Genomic DNA, 15,085 nt, shown 5'->3' with positions numbered 1-15,085 from the left:
CGGTGGGTTGGCCGAGAGGCGAGGCAGCGGCCTGCAAAGCCGTATACACGGGTTCGAATCCCGTACCCACCTCGGTGAAAACCATGTCTTCCAGCTTTGGCTGGATGCATGGGCGATTGGCGCAGCGGTAGCGCGCTTCCCTGACACGGAAGAGGTCACTGGTTCGATCCCAGTATCGCCCACCAGAACAAGGCAACTTGTTTTGTAGTTGTTGGCCGGGCATCAGCCCGGCAAGCAGCATGTGCGGACGTAGCTCAGCTGGTAGAGCACCACCTTGCCAAGGTGGATGTCGCGAGTTCGAATCTCGTCGTCCGCTCCACGATAAAAAAGGCAGCTCCCCGGAGCTGCTTTTTTTATGCCCGGATTCGGCGAATAACCAATTGATTAATGGAAGTAACCGGTACCCCTCAGAAGAAGTCGCTTTATCTAATGTGATTCGGCTCGCATAATGTACTGCGAGCTCATCACCGTTCCACGCCCACCGGCAGGAGTACCCCATGAACCAACAGACGGCTTCCCAGTCCGTCCTGAGGCGCAAGCCCATCGACGATATCGAAGAAGAAAACAAACACAGCGGGCTTTTTAAGAGTCTTGGCCTCTGGCAGCTGACGGCCATCGGCGTCGGCGGAATTATCGGCGTCGGCATCTTTTCGCTGGCCGGGCTGGTAGCCCATGGCAGCGAGAGCAACCCGGGCGTCGGCCCTGCCGTGCTCTTCTCGTTCCTGATCGCCGGTCTCGCGTCCGGCGCAGCAGCATTGTCCTACGCCGAATTTGCCGGGATGATCCCCCGCGCCGGCTCTGCCTACACCTACGGCTACGTTGCCTTGGGAGAGATCATCGGCTGGTTCATCGGCTGGGATCTACTGCTTGAGTACATCGCCATCGTGGCTGTGGTGGCCATCGGCATCTCCGGTTACTTCGATGCTTTCCTTTCCGGCATCGGAATCCATATGCCCACGTGGATGACGTCCACCGCAGATGAAGGCAAGGGCGGCATCATCAACCTGCCGGCCATCCTTGTCTGCCTCCTGGTCACTTGGATCCTAAGCCGGGGAACCAAGGCGTTCGGCCGGTTTGAACTGGTGGCGGTTGCCATCAAGGTCATCCTGATCCTGTTCATCATCGGCCTGGGCATTTTCTACATCAACACCGAGAACTACAACCCGTTCATGCCCAGTGGCTTCGGCCCGGTCCTGGCCGGTGCCGCTACCGTCTTCTTCGCCGTCTTCGGCTATGACGCCATGAGCACCGCCGCGGAAGAGGCTAAGGACGGCAAGAAGCACATGCCCAAGGCCATCATCCTTTCCCTGATCGTGGCCATGCTGCTGTACGTTGCCGCCACACTCGTACTCACCGGCATGCAGAACTACAAGGACATCGATCCCACGGCCGGCTTCGCTTCGGCGTTCACCGGCGTCGGCCTGCCTGTCATCGCCACCATCATTTCGGTCTTCGCGGTCCTGTCCATCCTCACCGTGATGCTCACCTTCCTTCTGGGTGTGACCCGCGTGTGGTTCTCCATGAGCCGCGACGGCCTGCTCCCCGGCTGGTTTGCCAAGACTGACCGCCACGGCACTCCGCAGCGCGTCACGTGGATCGCGGGTGTTGCCTCGGCGTTCCTCGCCGGCGTCTTCCCCATCAAGGAAGTTGCCGACCTCACCAACATCGGTATCCTGGCTGCCTTCGTGGTCGTCTGCATTTCCGTGATCGTCTTCCGCTACACCAAACCCAACGCTCCGCGCACGTTCCGCTTGCCGTTCATGCCGGTTGTCCCCGCGTTCGGTGTCCTGGCATCGGCGTTCCTCATGTTCCAGCTCCACTGGGAAACGTGGGTGCGGTTCGGGGCATGGTTGGTCATCGGCTTGATCATCTACTTCGCTTACGGGCGCAGGCACTCCCTCATGAACCCGGACAGCCCGCGCCACAAGGTGGAAAGTAAGCCGTTGGCGTAGTTGTCCACAGGCCTCCGCTGAACCCTTGGCACTCCAGAGAACTGGTGTTAGGGTCGGACGCGGAGGAGCGAACTGGCTCCGCGATGGAAGGGAGGTGCCCGTGGGTTTAATTGACGACCTGAAGGGCAAGGCTCAGGGTCTCATTCAAGGCAACGAAGAAGCCATCAAGAATGGCATCGAAAAGGCCGGGGATTTTGTGGATCAGAAGACGGGCGGCAAGTACGCCGGTCACGTCGACAAAGTTCAGAATGCCGCTTCCGACTTCGTGGCCAAGAACGACGGTCAGCCTGGACAGGCTCCCGTCACGGATGAGCCGAAGCAGCCGTAGCTGCCTGAGCCGCCGTACCAGATACGTCAAGGGGGCACCGGTCCCGCCGAGAGGCGCCACCGGTGCCCTTGGCGTTTAACTGAACTTTGCCGTCACAAGTTCTCTACCCGTGGGTCAGGTAATTTGGACCCTATGCCTTCTGTCTCCCCGCAAGCCACCCACAGCCGCGCCACCAAGGAGACGCTGGGCCCGCCCATCACGGCAGGTATTGTCACCGCCCTTGTGGGTTTCACCTCGTCATTTGCTGTGGTCCTGGCAGGATTACAGGCTGTAGGCGCCAATCAGGCACAAGCATCCAGCGGCCTGTTGGCGCTCACCCTCACCTTTGGCCTGGGTATCCTGTGGCTGGCTTGGCGGTCCCGAATGCCCGTGACACTGGCGTGGTCCACGCCCGGCGCAGCGCTGCTCGCCTCCGCGGGAATGGTCGACGGCGGCTGGCCGGCGGCGGTGGGTGCGTTCCTCATCGTGGGGGTACTGATAGTCCTGACGGGACTGCTCCCCGTCCTCGGCCGGCTCATGGCGAAGATCCCCACAGCACTGGCACAGGCAATGCTCGCCGGCGTGCTGCTCCCCCTGTGCCTTGCACCCTTCACATCGTTGGGGTCGGCGCCCCTGTTCATCGCACCAGTGATGCTGTGCTGGGTAGTCCTGATGAAATTCGCACCGCGCTGGTCTGTTCCGGCGTCGCTGCTGGTCGCCTTGACAGTTATCGGCGTCCACATCGTGTGGAACGGAGTCCAGATCCCCGCTGACGGCCTCCTGCCCCGCTTGGAGTGGACTACTCCTGCGTTTACGGTGGAGGCCGCAATAGGACTGGCCTTGCCCTTGTTCATCGTCACGATGGCTTCACAGAACATCCCCGGCGTCGCCGTGCTCAAGTCGTTCGGGTACACCACCCCGTGGCGGTCGTCCATGCTCGTGACCGGAGCCGGCACCATCGCCGGCGCACCATTTGGAGGCCACGCCATCAATTTGGCCGCACTCAGCGCAGCCCTGGCAGCGGGCGAGGAAGCCGGCAAAGACCACGGGCGACGCTGGATCGCAGCTTTCGTCTCCGGCTTTGCCTACCTGGTGCTGGCCGCAGGCTCTGCCGCGTTGGTCACCTTGGTAGCCGCAGCACCGCCGGGGCTCCTTGAGGCGGTAGCCGGCCTCGCTCTCCTCGGGACCCTGGCGTCATCCATCTCGTCGGCTCTGGCTGTAGCGGAGGAACGCATCCCGGCCTGTATCACTTTCCTGCTGGCAGCATCAGGACTGAGCTTCGCCGGCGTCGGCGCTGCCTTTTGGGCGCTGGCAGGCGGCATCCTGGTTCGCTGGATGCTGAAGAGCCGCGAGCCGGTTCAGAAAGCGTGAATCAGGCCAAAACCATGAATCACGCCGGCTCGTGGTTTTGGGCTTCGCGTGCCAAAGCCGTCAGCCTGGACACAGCGCGGAAGTACTTCTTGGTGTAGCCGCCCGTCATCATCTCCTCGGTGAACAGCTTGTCGAAGGGTACGCCACTGGCCAGGATCGGCACGTCCTTGTCGTAGAGCCGGTCCGCGAGAACCACAAAACGGAGGGCAACTGCCTGCTCGGTGATGGTTTCCACGTCGCTCCACACCACGGCTTCCACGCCAGAGATGAGCTGCCGGTAACGGCTGGGGTGGACGGCGGCCAGATGGTTGACGAGGGTGCCGAAATCATCCACAGCAACGGTCTTTCCATCGAACTCAGCACGCATCCTGTGCTTGAGCTCTTCGGTCTTGAGCGGCGCGGGAGCCGCCGGAAGCCCACGGTGACGGAAGTCCTCGCCGTCGATCCTGACGACGTCGAACTGGTCCGCGAGAACCTGTATTTCGCGCTGGAAGTCCACTGCGGCGAAGCGCCCTTCACCCAGTGAACCGGGAAGGGTGTTGGACGTTGCTGCCAACTTCACACCGGCGTCGGCCAGTTCACGCATTAACCGGGACATGAGCACGGTGTCGCCCGGATCATCGAGCTCGAATTCGTCGATGCACACCAGCTTGTAGCTGCTCAGGGCTTCAACCGTCTTACGGAAGGACAGCGCTCCCACCAGGTTGGTGTATTCCACAAACGTGCCGAAAGCCTTGGGCCCCGGTGACCTGTGCCAGAGAGAAGCCAAAAGGTGGGTCTTACCCACACCAAAACCACCGTCGAGGTAGATTCCTGCCCTGGTGGCCGGGGCCTTCTTGGCGAACAATTTCTTAAAGAGGCCGCCACCGTCGCCGTTGCCCACGCCATCGGCGAATCCGGAAAGCAGCTTCACGGCATTTGCCTGGCTCGGCTGGGACGGATCCGGCCGGTAGCTGTCGAACGATACCTCCCCGAATCGCGGAGACGGGTAGAAACCCTTGAGGAGTTCCTCCACAGAGACTGCCGGCGTGCGGGCAGCCAGTTGTTCGATCTTTACCACGGTGGTCCGTTCCTTCGGTTTGAGGTCCCCAGCAAGAATACCGGCATCGGACACTCGCAAAACCGTCACGTGACCAAGCCCATGTTTCACCGTATGACCGCAGGGAAGCATTCCTCGCTGCCCGTGGTTAGTGTTGGAGCACGCCCGGCCGGCACCTGCACCACCTTCCACGGCCTGGCTCCGACCGTTGTCAGTGAAAGGCCATCATCATGTCCTACCCCGTTGAACAGAATGAAAAGTTTGCGTCGTACGCGAACCCTGAACGCCTTGTGTCCACCGAGTGGCTCGCGGCAGCCCTTGCAGACGGCGCCATCGCCGACGGCAAGCTTGTAGTCGTCGAGTCCGACGAAGACGTTCTTCTGTACGAAACCGGCCACATCCCGGGCGCCGTCAAGATCGACTGGCACACCGACCTGAACGACGAGGTCACCCGCGATTATGTGGATGGCGCCGCTTTTGCCGCCCTCGCAGCTTCCAAGGGCATCTCCCGCGACAGCACCGTGGTCATCTACGGTGACAAGTCCAACTGGTGGGCTGCCTACGCTCTCTGGGTCTTTACGTTGTTCGGCCACGAGGACGTCCGCCTCCTCGACGGCGGTCGCGACAAGTGGATCGCCGAAGGCCGCGAGCTGACCATCGACGTTCCCCGGCCCGCGGTGGGTGAATACCCGGAGGTGGAGCGCAACGACGCCCCCATCCGCGCATTCAAGGAAGATGTCCTGGCGCACTTGGGCAACCCCCTCATCGACGTGCGCTCCCCTGAGGAGTACACGGGGCAGCGCACGCACATGCCGGCCTACCCGGAAGAAGGCGCTCTGCGCGGCGGCCACATTCCCACTGCGGCTTCGGTCCCGTGGGCACGCGCCGCTGCTGAAGATGGCACCTACCGGAGCCGCGAAGAGCTCGAAGCCCTGTACCTTGGCGAGGCGGGCCTGGAGCGCGGCGATGACGTGGTGGCCTACTGCCGCATCGGCGAACGTTCCAGCCACACCTGGTTCGCACTGAAGTACCTGCTGGGCTTCGACACCGTACGCAACTACGACGGCTCCTGGACCGAGTGGGGCAACGCTGTGCGGGTTCCCATCGTCAAGGGCGCTGAGCGCGGTTCCGTTCCTGCCTCGCTCGTCAGCAACTAGCGCAGACACAGAGGCGTCCGTAGTGTTCCGGCACACAAGATGCATTGAACACTGTTGTGCGTAAGCTGGAAGAGATGAGTACGAACACTTTGCCCACCGCCCTGGCGGAAATCGTTGACGACTTCCAGGCACTGACGGAGCCTGACCGCCTGCAACTCCTGCTTGAGTTCTCCAGGGGATTGCCGGAGCTCCCGGAGCGCTTGAAGGACCACCCTGAGTTGCTGGAACAGGTTGTGGAGTGCCAGTCGCCGTTGTTTCTCACTATTGAGTCCGAGAAAAACCCCGACGGCGGTGCCCGCGCCTACCGGCTCTTCTTCAAAGCTCCTCAGGAAGCGCCTACAACCCGGGGCTTCGCAGGGGTGCTGCACGAGGGCCTGGATGGGTTGACTGCCCAGGAAATCCTTGCCGTTCCGGATGATATGCCTGAACTGCTGGGCCTGACCCGGGCCATCACACCCCTGCGCATGCGGGGCATGACCGCCATGCTCGGCCGGATCAAACGGAAGGTCGCAGCCGCCAGCCGGCTGGAAAACTGACCGGCAGGACACTGAAAGGTACCGCCACACAGCATGGCCAAAAAGATGGCTTCACAGGGAACGCCGGCAACTGCAGCTCTTGCTGCGGCCGGCGTTCCCTTCGTGTTACACCCCTACGCCCATGATCCCGGGGCAGGCAGTTACGGTTTGGAAGCCGCGGAAGTCCTGGGCATCGAACCCGAACGGGTTTTCAAGACCCTCATGGTGGAAGTTGAAGGCCGCCTCGCCGTGGCCATCGTGCCCGTATCCGGAAACCTCGACCTGAAGGCCGTTGCTGCAGCGCTAGGCGCCAAGAAGGCTGCCATGGCGGATCCCAGGACGGCCGAACGACGCACGGGGTATGTGCTGGGAGGAATATCACCGCTGGGACAGCGGCAGCCCTCCCCCACAGTCCTCGACGAATCTGCCATGGGCTTCACCACTGTCCTTGTCTCCGGAGGCCGCCGCGGACTGGACATCGAGCTGGCTCCGGCCAACCTCATCAGCCTCACCAAGGCCATCACTGCTCCCATCGGCACGGCTTCAAGCATCAAGGGCTGAGCCGTGACTGCAAAGCTCAAGCCCTGACCGCCAGCGCGGGCCTGTCAACCGGCCTGCGCGGCGCCAGTCCCTCCGGGATTGTTCCGCGGAGCCAATTGCCGCTGCAACCAGGCGTGGACCACGCGTTCCCACCGTTCGGGGTCGACGTTCCACTCTTTGGTGTGCCGCGCGCCGTCGAACGGCTCGAAGGTGACCATCTCGGGGTTCTTTTCCGCAAGGCTGGCGGACGGCCCGAAGGGCACATAGTCATCGTCCACGCTATGGATCAGCAAAGTGGGCGTGCGTAACTCAACCGCGCGGGTTTCCCAGTCCATGGCTTTCAGGTCCACAGGCGCTGATAGTCCGGTCAACCTGCGCCCCAGCGGATGGCTCAGCATCATCTGCCCGTAGCGGCCAACGTTGTAAGGAATCCTGTTCATTTCAGCATGATGGGCCATCACATTGACCCAATTGATGACGGGCGCATCCAAGACCAACGCCCGGATGAGGTGGCGGTGCTTGGACAGGTCCGCCGTCTGCAGGCTGATCGCCCCGCCCATGGACCAGCCGAACAAAACGATCTCCTGCGCACCGTGCTCCAGCGCATACTCGATGGCGGCCTCAACGTCGCGCCATTCCGTGGATCCCAGGCCATACCGCCCGTCCGGCGCCGAGGGGGCCAGTCCGTCGTTGCGGTAGGAGATCAGCAGGCTGTCCATGCCGAGCTCGCGTGCGGTGCGGACGGCGCGGAGGCCTTCCAGGCGTGTTGCGCCCCGACCATGGACCATGATTGCGCAGACCGGCGCCGCTGCAGACGCTTCGGCGCGGATCAGCCAGGCAGGTGCCTTCCCGCCGTCGATCTCTATGTCCACGTCCTCGGCCGCCAGACCTATCGCGGCGGGATCCGGGTACGTTGCCCCGCTCCACCAGGCGCGGCGGGCCTCTGACAGGTTGCCGCTGTAGACCTCTTCGACCTCACGCAGCACGGTTTGTTCAGCGGGCGAATAGGACACAATCCGGCCGATCCTCGCGTGACCCTGGCCGCCGGAGAAGAACAGGCTGAAGACGCCGTCTATGGTGGTGTCCGGCGTGGCCGCAAGAATGACTTGTGGTCCCTTGTCACCGCGGATCACGGCAAGGACCTCCTGGTCCTCGTGCCGGGCGGCAGGGGTAATGACGCGGCGGGCAAAATATACGGCGAGCGCCGAGGACCCTGCGCCTACCAGACCGGCGACAGTGCCGCCTGCCAGGAAGCCGGCGATGGCCCATTTGGTGCGGAGGGACAGTTTCTTGTCTGCAGCGTCGCTCGCTGGCGGGGTAGTCGATGCCATGGTTCCATTGTTGCTGCTCCCCGGCACTGCCTGGTGCAGGTGTGGACCGCGCGGCGCACCTGAGCGGGAACCGGAGTCCACAAGTCGTCAGCGTCCAAAAGTCTGCGGACTGCGGTTCACCGGGACTACGCTGTAGCCATGAGTGATCCCATCGTCATCCTGACTGAAGAGCCCCTGGGCGCCGACGACCGCGTTAACATTGCCAAACTGCTCGACGGCGGTGATGCGCCCCTTATTGTCCTGGTTCCGTCCAACACCGAACGACATCTTCTGGTGGATTTCCTGGAGAATCTGTCGTTGCTTGATATCGCCAAGGCGTTCCGGGAGCTCACCGCGCAGCACCCGGACCCTGAGCTTGAGCGTGCGGAAGCCTCCGAGACCCTGGCTGCATCGCTGGCCGCGCTGGCTGGTTTGGGCGGGGGTGTCACCGGAGAAATCGTCGACGGCGGTGCCGTGGCCGCCTTGGTGGCGAAGGTCCGGGCGGTTGATGCTGCCCAGGCTGTGGTGATTACCCGGCCCCATGCCATTGCGGACACGTTCCACACTGACTGGGCCAATAAGGCGCAGGATCAGCTGGGGCTTCCTGTCCTCCACCTGTATGCGGGTTCGGGATTTATCGGCGACTCGTGAGCGTTGCATAAGACATGAACACTCCTGACAACACCAGCAAGACAACTTCTGTGCCCGTGGAGAAGAGCGATGCCCAGTGGCGCGAGGAGTTATCGCCTGAGGAATACCGTGTGCTTCGGCAGGCGGGAACCGAGCGGCCGTACACGGGTGAGTACTGGGACACCCACACGGAAGGCGTGTACCAATGCCGTGCCTGTGGCAGCCAGTTGTTCACGAGCCGGGAAAAGTTCGATTCCCATTGTGGCTGGCCGTCGTTCTGGGCACCTTTGGCTGAAGGCACGGTCCGGTATCTCCACGACCGCACCATGGGAATGGATCGCGTGGAAGTACGCTGCGCCAATTGCGACTCCCATTTGGGGCATGTTTTCGAGGGCGAGGGCTATGGCACGCCCACGGACCAGCGGTTCTGCATTAACTCCGTTTCACTGCGCTTGGTTAAGCCGGAAGAGAGCTAAGCACTCCGGACGGGTGGGCCTTTGGCCCGCCCGTCCGAAAGCCTGGCGCTCTGTTGGACGCCTCCACATCCCGGGACTGGACCTCAACCCGTCTCCAAGCACTGTTTGACCAAGACTTGCTTATGCTCACGGCATTCTTGGATTAGCAACGCTTTTTGCTTGCTACGCTCGGCCCAGAAGCAATCACCACGTCGAAAGGGCCGAGCTCCATGACCATCACCACCGCCATCCTCCCGCGTGTCACCGCCGACAACGCCGAGTGGATGTCCCTGAAGGCTGCGGCCACTGCACTGCAGGCGTACCAAGAGCAGGACGGTTCCATTGCCGATTCTTCGCTTCACTCCGAGGCGGCCGCCCTCGTTAACACAGTCACCGACGCCATCACGGCCCTGACTCCGCACTTCCCCCATGATGCCCGCTACTTGGAGCTCCTGGTAGAAGACTTCAGCCGATGGGTCCGGGGCGGCTTCGGGGTGCCGGACTTCCTGGACTCCCTTCAGGCGTTCCAGCCTCAGGAGCAGCGCATTGACGGCCTCCAGCATCTGGTGGTTTTCCCCATGTACACGCAGAATGGCAGCACTAACAGGCTGGTGGAAGCAGTCCTGATCGAGGTTATCTGGCCCGAGTTCATTGGCGGCCTTGAGGCAGGCGAGTACTCCAACAAGCTCTTCGTCCCCATCCGCTTCGTTGATTTCACTCCTGGGTACGACACCAACTCCGCCGTGCTCTTCCCCGAGACGGTGGCCGTCCGCGAGACCCCCACCTTCACATGGGGAGCCATCTTCGCCGATCGTGAGGCTGCCCGTTTCCGCCGCGTCCTGAAGGCGGCTGCCGCAACCACGTCCCTGGTACTTCCCGAGGACGCAGCGCAGCTGATCGAGGACCAGGAACTGACGCAGCGCACGTTCGTCATGTGGGACCTGATCCACGACCGCACCCATATGCGCGGCGACCTCCCCTTCGATCCGTTCATGATCAAGCAGCGGATGCCGTTCTTCCTCTACTCACTGGAGGAGCTGCGCTGCGACCTGACCGCATTCCGTGAATCCGTACGCATCGAAAAAGACGAAAATGCCGATCCCGATGCCCGCAAGCATGCAAAGCTCGTCCAGTATGCAGTGATCTTTGACCGGATCTTCCGTTTTGCCATTACCGGCAGCCGCGTCCGCAACTATGACGGCCTCGGCGGCCAGCTCCTGTTCGCGTGGATGCACCAGCACCACGTGCTCCACTGGACGGACAGCAAGCTCTCCATCGACTGGGACGAGGCTGCCTCGGTTGTGGTGGAACTCGGCGCCAAGATCGAAGAGTTGTACTGGCGCTCGATCGACCGCCCGAAGGCCGCCCACTGGCTGGCGGCATACGAGCTCATTTCGAGCACCGTGACTCCCCACCCGGCGTCCGTATGGGCCAAGGGTCCGGAAGCACTTCCTTTGGATGGCCCGCCCCGTGGCCTCACGGACCAGGTTTTGGACGATGAGTTCCCCCTGTCCATGTTCTATGAAGCACTGGAGAAGAAGATGCGCCCCGTCATCGAATCGACCACCGGGATCACCGGCGCGACGGCTGCCTGATGACCACACTGACCATCCTCGTGACCGGCGGGAGCAGTGCGTCCGGCATCGCCGTGGCGCGGGCGTTGGGGGCCGCCGGTCACAGGGTGCTCACTGTCGGTTCGGACGATGTCCGGATTAGGGCGGCCGCGGTTGAAGCGGGCCACGGAGCGACTCCCCTGGTCTCCGATCTCTCCAGCCTGGATTCCGTTCGGGAACTTGAGGTCACCGTCCGTGACCTCGGCATCGAAGGCATCGACGGCGTGATCCATTTGGTGGGCGGTTGGCGGGGCGCGAAAGGCATTGAAGACCAAACGGACGAGGACTGGGACTCCATGGAACGGACCGCTGTGACCACGCTCCGTAACGTCTCCCGGGTCTTCTACAGTCACCTCGAAGCGTCTCCGCACGGTCGCCTTGCCATGGTGTCGTCAACCACCGCAGCTGCTCCGACGGCCGCCGCTGCCAGCTATGCAGCGGCAAAGGCAGCTGCAGAAGCCTGGACGTTGGCCGTTGCCGACGGTTTCCGCCGGGCACAATCCGGCAACGCCGGGAACCCGGACGCTCCCGACGAACAGCACAGCGCGGCAGTAGTTTTTGTGGTCAAAGCCCTGGTGGATTCAGCCATGCGGGAGGCGCATCCCGAAAGGCGATTCCCCGGCTTCACGGACGTCGAAGAATTGGCGACTGCCGCCGTCGCGCTTTTTGAACAACCGGCTGCCACCCTCAACGGTCAGCGCATCCTGCTGGCCAAATAGACTTGAAAGCGTGAATGAACAAGTGACAAGCACAACAGAGGCAATCCACAGCGCCACCGAGACGCCCGGCGCGGCTCAACTGCATAACCCTGCGGTTCGCGGGTTCGCATCGGACAACTACTCCGGCGTGCACCCGGAGATCCTCTCAGCACTGGCAACCGCCAACGGCGGGCACCAGGTGTCCTACGGCGAGGACGTGTACACAGCGCGGCTGCAGGAGGTGCTTGAGCAGCAGTTCGGCCCGGGCATTGAGACTTTCCCGGTGTTCAACGGCACGGGAGCCAACGTCCTTGCCCTGCAATCCCTCCTTCCCCGCTGGGGAGCGGTCATCTGCGCCTCCACAGCACACATCAATATGGACGAGAACGGTGCACCGGAACGGGTGGGCGGGATTAAGCTCCTGCAGGTTCCCACCGAGGACGGTAAGCTCACTCCCGCGCTGATCGACCGGGAGGCCTGGGGCTGGGGCGATGAGCACCGCGCCCAACCGCTGGTGGTCTCCATCACCCAAACCACTGAGCTCGGCACCTGCTATACGCCGGAAGAAGTGCGGGCCATCGCCGACCATGTCCATGCCAAGGGCATGAAGCTCCACATGGATGGCGCTCGGCTGGCAAACGCCGCGGCTTACCTGGACGTGCCCCTTCGCGCGTTCACCCGCGACGCCGGCGTAGACATCCTGTCCTTCGGCGGCACCAAGAACGGCCTTCTTTTCGGTGAAGTGGTGGTTGCCCTGAACCCGGAGGCAGCTGACGGCCTGAAGTTCCTACGCAAGATGAACATGCAGCTTGCTTCGAAGATGCGGTTCATTTCGGCCCAGTTCATTGCTTTGCTGGAGGATGGCTTGTGGCTGCGTTCCGCCGCCCACGCCAACGCCATGGCCGCCCGCCTCCGGACGGCAGTTGAGGAAATCGACGGCGTGGAGCCAACTCAAGCAACACAGTCCAACGGCGTCTTCGCCATTCTTCCCGAAGGCGTTGCGGACAAGCTGCGGGAGTCCTTCGCCTTCTACGACTGGGATGCCGCCCGCCGCGAAGTGCGGTGGATGTGTTCGTTCGACACCACGGAGGAAGACATCGATGCCTTCGTTGCGGCGATTAAGCGCGAATTGGCCTGACGCATAACACGTGCAACCCGGGGCGGCGAGCCTGCACAGATTCGCCGCCCCGGAAGCATAATCTGCGATGGTGAACGCCCTCGCACAGGTTCCCTCGGAATTTCTCTTCGCCTTGGGATCGCTACGAAAAGCACAATGCCGCAGCGAACTGCGGCTTGACGAGATCCCAGCTCCTGCCCGCCTGGCTCCGTACGCAGTTGCTTTGGGAGCTGAAGTTTTCAGCCCCACCGCAGCAACCCGCCAGGTTCCCGTTCACGGGCCAGCGGCCAAGGCCTTCGCCGCGAACCAAGGCAACAGCCCCTCCAGCGAAGAGGACGATGAACTCGCCACTGGCCGCTTCATCCTCCTTTACGACCCCGACGGATCGGCCGTCTGGGAAGGGGAATTCCGCATCGTCACCTACATCCGGGCTCAAATGGACGCCGAGATGGGGAACGACTCAATGCTTGGCTCTGTTGCCTGGACGTGGCTCGTGGATGCCTTGGAGAACCATGCCGCGCCGTATCGCGCCGCCGGTGGCACAGCCACAAGAATCCTTTCGGAAAGCTTCGGTACCTTGTCTGAACGGCCGGACACCATCGACATAGAACTCCGCGCATCCTGGACACCGGCCAGCCAGGATGTTCAAGCCCACCTCGAGGCGTGGTCTGACATGGTCTGTACGTTCGCCGGGCTGCCTCCCCTGCCGCCAGGCGTTACCGGACTGCCCAACAGGAGGCTCAATTGACTTCAAGAAACGCGTCGGCGGGTACCCGCAATGGACCGGCAACACCCCGCTGTAGCCGGAATCGGTAAGCTTAAGCCACCATGACCCCTGAATATCCGGAAAACACCACGGCCGGCGACCCGGTTGCTGATCCCACCACCCACATCAAGGTAGACGGCTTCGACAGCCATGTCCCTGAAATTATCGATCTCGATACTCCCCGCGAGGGCGTACCCCTGGTCATTGATACCCCGTCCGGGCTGGAGCGGTGCGCAGCCGCCATCGCCGCCGGAACAGGACCCGCCGGAGTGGACGCAGAACGCGCTTCCGGGTTCCGCTACGGCCAGCGGGCATTCCTGGTCCAGATCCGACGCGAGGGTGCCGGAACCTGGCTGATCGATCCCGAGCCCTTCGACAACCTGGACATCATCAATGACGCCCTTCGCGGCGTCGAATGGATCCTTCACGCGGCATCACAGGACCTTCCTTGCCTCTCGGAGCTCGGCATGTGGCCGGACAAGCTCTTTGATACCGAACTTGCCGCCCGCCTGGCGGGTCTCCCCCGGGTGGGCCTTGCCGCCGTCATTGAACAACTTCTCGGATTCGGCCTCGCCAAAGAACACTCCGCGGCCGATTGGTCCACCCGACCTTTGCCGGAACCTTGGCTGCGCTACGCGGCCCTCGACGTCGAAGTCCTCGCGGAGCTCCGCGAAGAACTCATCGAGCTGCTGGAAGCCGACGGCAAGCTTGAATACGCCGAACAAGAGTTTGCGGGCATCCTCGCCGCGGGCCTCCCGGCTCCGCGTGTCGATCCTTGGCGGAAGACCTCCGGGCTCCACCAGATACGCGACCGCCGCCAACTGGCCGCCGTTCGTGAACTGTGGCTGGAGCGCGACCAACTGGCACGCAAACGCGACGTAGCACCCGGCCGTCTCATCCCCGACTCCGCACTTGTGGCCGCAGCCAAAGCGATGCCCACCACGGTGCCGCAGCTGCTGGCCACCAAAGGATTCCACGGGCGGTCTGCCCAGAGGGAAGCCCCCCGCTGGCTGCGCTGCATCACCAACGCCCGGACGCTCAAAGATCTCCCACCCCTGCACTTGCCCACCAATGCGCCGCCGCCGCCCCGGGTCTGGGTGGATCGGGATCCTGAGGCCGCAGCACGCCTTGCCACTGCCAGGCCGGCCCTGCAGGCAAAGGCCGATGAGCTGAAGCTGCCTGTGGAGAACTTGCTGACGCCGGATTACTTGCGGCGGGTTGCCTGGCGGCCCCCGGCTGACGTTTCCCTGGAGTCCGTCGCCGCAGAGCTGCGGTCCCTGGGCGCGCGTGAGTGGCAGATCTCCTTCGCCGCTCCCATACTCACCGAAGCCTGCTTGAACCCGGCCCCGCTGCCCGGCAAAGAATCCAAGGCAAAGGAAGCCCCAGCCTCGAAGGACGCCCAACCCACCGGCCATGCCGGCTGAATTCATCTCTTCCTTGAGGCCTGTCACCCGAACCGTGGTTTGTGGTGGCAGGCCTTTTGCGTCCCCGGGATACGCACTCCGCGTGCGGCGCGGGCCTTGCAAGCTAAGTTACCCACGAGTAACATTGCAGTGAATGCCAGCCGAAGCACCCGTGACGCGGGATTCGGCGCCATGTCTCAACGAGGAGTTAA

The 15,085-nt window shown here is 62.8% G+C and carries 15 protein-coding genes and 3 tRNA genes; 16 read left to right on the top strand and 2 right to left on the bottom strand.

Features of this window, described 5'->3' with window-relative positions; translation table 11 throughout:
* Position 1: 1 nt before the first annotated feature.
* The 6 genes from ARUE_RS08600 to ARUE_RS08575 all read left to right on the top strand — a co-directional run bounded on the left by ARUE_RS08600 (position 2) and on the right by ARUE_RS08575 (position 3,630).
* Positions 2-72 (top strand) — tRNA-Cys (locus ARUE_RS08600).
* Between the two features lie 38 nt (positions 73-110).
* A tRNA-Val gene (locus tag ARUE_RS08595) sits at positions 111-185 on the top strand.
* A gap of 58 nt (positions 186-243) precedes the next feature.
* Positions 244-319: transfer RNA gene (locus tag ARUE_RS08590), tRNA-Gly, on the top strand.
* A gap of 178 nt (positions 320-497) precedes the next feature.
* On the top strand, positions 498-1,952 hold the full coding sequence (locus tag ARUE_RS08585) for an amino acid permease (RefSeq protein ID WP_014921421.1): 1,455 nt from the start codon (positions 498-500) through the stop codon (positions 1,950-1,952).
* 94 nt (positions 1,953-2,046) lie between these two features.
* The gene (locus ARUE_RS08580) at positions 2,047-2,280 is read left to right on the top strand and encodes an antitoxin (RefSeq protein WP_014921420.1); all 234 of its coding nucleotides are present in this window, start codon (positions 2,047-2,049) and stop codon (positions 2,278-2,280) included.
* Positions 2,281-2,412: 132 nt separating this feature from the next.
* Positions 2,413-3,630 (top strand): benzoate/H(+) symporter BenE family transporter, encoded by a 1,218-nt coding sequence (locus ARUE_RS08575; RefSeq protein ID WP_014921419.1) that lies wholly within the window; start codon positions 2,413-2,415, stop codon positions 3,628-3,630.
* 19 nt (positions 3,631-3,649) lie between these two features.
* Here ARUE_RS08575 and zapE read toward each other — a convergent pair whose 3' ends face one another.
* Positions 3,650-4,690: a cell division protein ZapE gene (gene zapE / locus ARUE_RS08570; RefSeq protein ID WP_043471131.1), complete on the bottom strand. Its 1,041-nt coding sequence runs from the start codon at positions 4,688-4,690 to the stop codon at positions 3,650-3,652.
* A 209-nt stretch (positions 4,691-4,899) separates the two neighbouring features.
* Here zapE and ARUE_RS08565 point away from each other — a divergent pair, with 209 nt between their 5' ends.
* The 3 genes from ARUE_RS08565 to ybaK all read left to right on the top strand — a co-directional run bounded on the left by ARUE_RS08565 (position 4,900) and on the right by ybaK (position 6,902).
* Positions 4,900-5,826 (top strand): sulfurtransferase, encoded by a 927-nt coding sequence (locus tag ARUE_RS08565; protein ID WP_014921418.1) that lies wholly within the window; start codon positions 4,900-4,902, stop codon positions 5,824-5,826.
* Between the two features lie 74 nt (positions 5,827-5,900).
* On the top strand, positions 5,901-6,362 hold the full coding sequence (locus ARUE_RS08560; protein WP_187329935.1) for a SufE family protein: 462 nt from the start codon (positions 5,901-5,903) through the stop codon (positions 6,360-6,362).
* A gap of 33 nt (positions 6,363-6,395) precedes the next feature.
* A complete protein-coding gene (ybaK, locus tag ARUE_RS08555) occupies positions 6,396-6,902 on the top strand; it encodes a Cys-tRNA(Pro) deacylase (protein WP_011774508.1) in 507 nt (168 codons plus the stop codon).
* A gap of 44 nt (positions 6,903-6,946) precedes the next feature.
* Here the strand turns inward: ybaK and ARUE_RS08550 are convergent, their stop codons facing one another.
* Positions 6,947-8,212 (bottom strand): alpha/beta hydrolase family protein, encoded by a 1,266-nt coding sequence (locus ARUE_RS08550; protein WP_014921417.1) that lies wholly within the window; start codon positions 8,210-8,212, stop codon positions 6,947-6,949.
* A gap of 138 nt (positions 8,213-8,350) precedes the next feature.
* Here ARUE_RS08550 and ARUE_RS08545 point away from each other — a divergent pair, with 138 nt between their 5' ends.
* The 7 genes from ARUE_RS08545 (at position 8,351) to ARUE_RS08515 (ending at position 14,894) form a co-directional block, all read left to right on the top strand.
* Positions 8,351-8,842, top strand: coding sequence for a hypothetical protein (locus ARUE_RS08545; RefSeq protein WP_011774506.1), 492 nt, complete (start codon positions 8,351-8,353; stop codon positions 8,840-8,842).
* Between the two features lie 14 nt (positions 8,843-8,856).
* Positions 8,857-9,297 carry a peptide-methionine (R)-S-oxide reductase MsrB gene (gene msrB / locus ARUE_RS08540; RefSeq protein WP_014921416.1) on the top strand — a complete coding sequence of 147 codons (441 nt, stop codon included), beginning with the start codon at positions 8,857-8,859 and terminating at the stop codon, positions 9,295-9,297.
* Between the two features lie 209 nt (positions 9,298-9,506).
* On the top strand, positions 9,507-10,871 hold the full coding sequence (locus ARUE_RS08535) for a DUF6421 family protein (protein WP_014921415.1): 1,365 nt from the start codon (positions 9,507-9,509) through the stop codon (positions 10,869-10,871).
* Complete coding sequence (locus ARUE_RS08530) at positions 10,871-11,608, top strand: SDR family NAD(P)-dependent oxidoreductase (protein WP_014921414.1); 738 nt, start codon at positions 10,871-10,873, stop codon at positions 11,606-11,608. Before ARUE_RS08535 ends, ARUE_RS08530 begins: the two co-directional genes overlap by 1 nt.
* A 10-nt stretch (positions 11,609-11,618) precedes the next feature.
* Positions 11,619-12,725 (top strand): threonine aldolase family protein, encoded by a 1,107-nt coding sequence (locus tag ARUE_RS08525; RefSeq protein ID WP_011774502.1) that lies wholly within the window; start codon positions 11,619-11,621, stop codon positions 12,723-12,725.
* A gap of 67 nt (positions 12,726-12,792) precedes the next feature.
* On the top strand, positions 12,793-13,452 hold the full coding sequence (locus ARUE_RS08520) for a DUF3000 domain-containing protein (RefSeq protein WP_014921413.1): 660 nt from the start codon (positions 12,793-12,795) through the stop codon (positions 13,450-13,452).
* An 80-nt stretch (positions 13,453-13,532) separates the two neighbouring features.
* Positions 13,533-14,894 (top strand): HRDC domain-containing protein, encoded by a 1,362-nt coding sequence (locus ARUE_RS08515; RefSeq protein WP_014921412.1) that lies wholly within the window; start codon positions 13,533-13,535, stop codon positions 14,892-14,894.
* The last annotated feature ends 191 nt before the right edge of the window (positions 14,895-15,085 follow it).

Origin of the sequence: Arthrobacter sp. Rue61a (assembly GCF_000294695.2) — a bacterium.
In the GTDB taxonomy this organism is placed as follows: domain Bacteria; phylum Actinomycetota; class Actinomycetes; order Actinomycetales; family Micrococcaceae; genus Arthrobacter; species Arthrobacter aurescens_A.
Note: the sequence above shows the minus strand (reverse complement) of the source record. Positions and strands in the feature narration are given on the sequence as shown.

What these genes read in the sequence shown, in the direction of transcription:
- ybaK (WP_011774508.1), top strand. Translation starts at nt 6,396, where the DNA reads ATGGCCAAAAAGATGGCTTCACAGGGAACGCCGGCAACTGCAGCTCTT.
- ARUE_RS08575 (WP_014921419.1), top strand. Translation starts at nt 2,413, where the DNA reads ATGCCTTCTGTCTCCCCGCAAGCCACCCACAGCCGCGCCACCAAGGAG.
- ARUE_RS08515 (WP_014921412.1), top strand. Translation starts at nt 13,533, where the DNA reads ATGACCCCTGAATATCCGGAAAACACCACGGCCGGCGACCCGGTTGCT.
- ARUE_RS08560 (WP_187329935.1), top strand. Translation starts at nt 5,901, where the DNA reads ATGAGTACGAACACTTTGCCCACCGCCCTGGCGGAAATCGTTGACGAC.
- ARUE_RS08530 (WP_014921414.1), top strand. Translation starts at nt 10,871, where the DNA reads ATGACCACACTGACCATCCTCGTGACCGGCGGGAGCAGTGCGTCCGGC.
- ARUE_RS08565 (WP_014921418.1), top strand. Translation starts at nt 4,900, where the DNA reads ATGTCCTACCCCGTTGAACAGAATGAAAAGTTTGCGTCGTACGCGAAC.
- ARUE_RS08585 (WP_014921421.1), top strand. Translation starts at nt 498, where the DNA reads ATGAACCAACAGACGGCTTCCCAGTCCGTCCTGAGGCGCAAGCCCATC.
- ARUE_RS08535 (WP_014921415.1), top strand. Translation starts at nt 9,507, where the DNA reads ATGACCATCACCACCGCCATCCTCCCGCGTGTCACCGCCGACAACGCC.
- ARUE_RS08550 (WP_014921417.1), bottom strand. Translation starts at nt 8,212, where the DNA reads ATGGCATCGACTACCCCGCCAGCGAGCGACGCTGCAGACAAGAAACTG.
- msrB (WP_014921416.1), top strand. Translation starts at nt 8,857, where the DNA reads ATGAACACTCCTGACAACACCAGCAAGACAACTTCTGTGCCCGTGGAG.
- ARUE_RS08520 (WP_014921413.1), top strand. Translation starts at nt 12,793, where the DNA reads ATGGTGAACGCCCTCGCACAGGTTCCCTCGGAATTTCTCTTCGCCTTG.
- ARUE_RS08545 (WP_011774506.1), top strand. Translation starts at nt 8,351, where the DNA reads ATGAGTGATCCCATCGTCATCCTGACTGAAGAGCCCCTGGGCGCCGAC.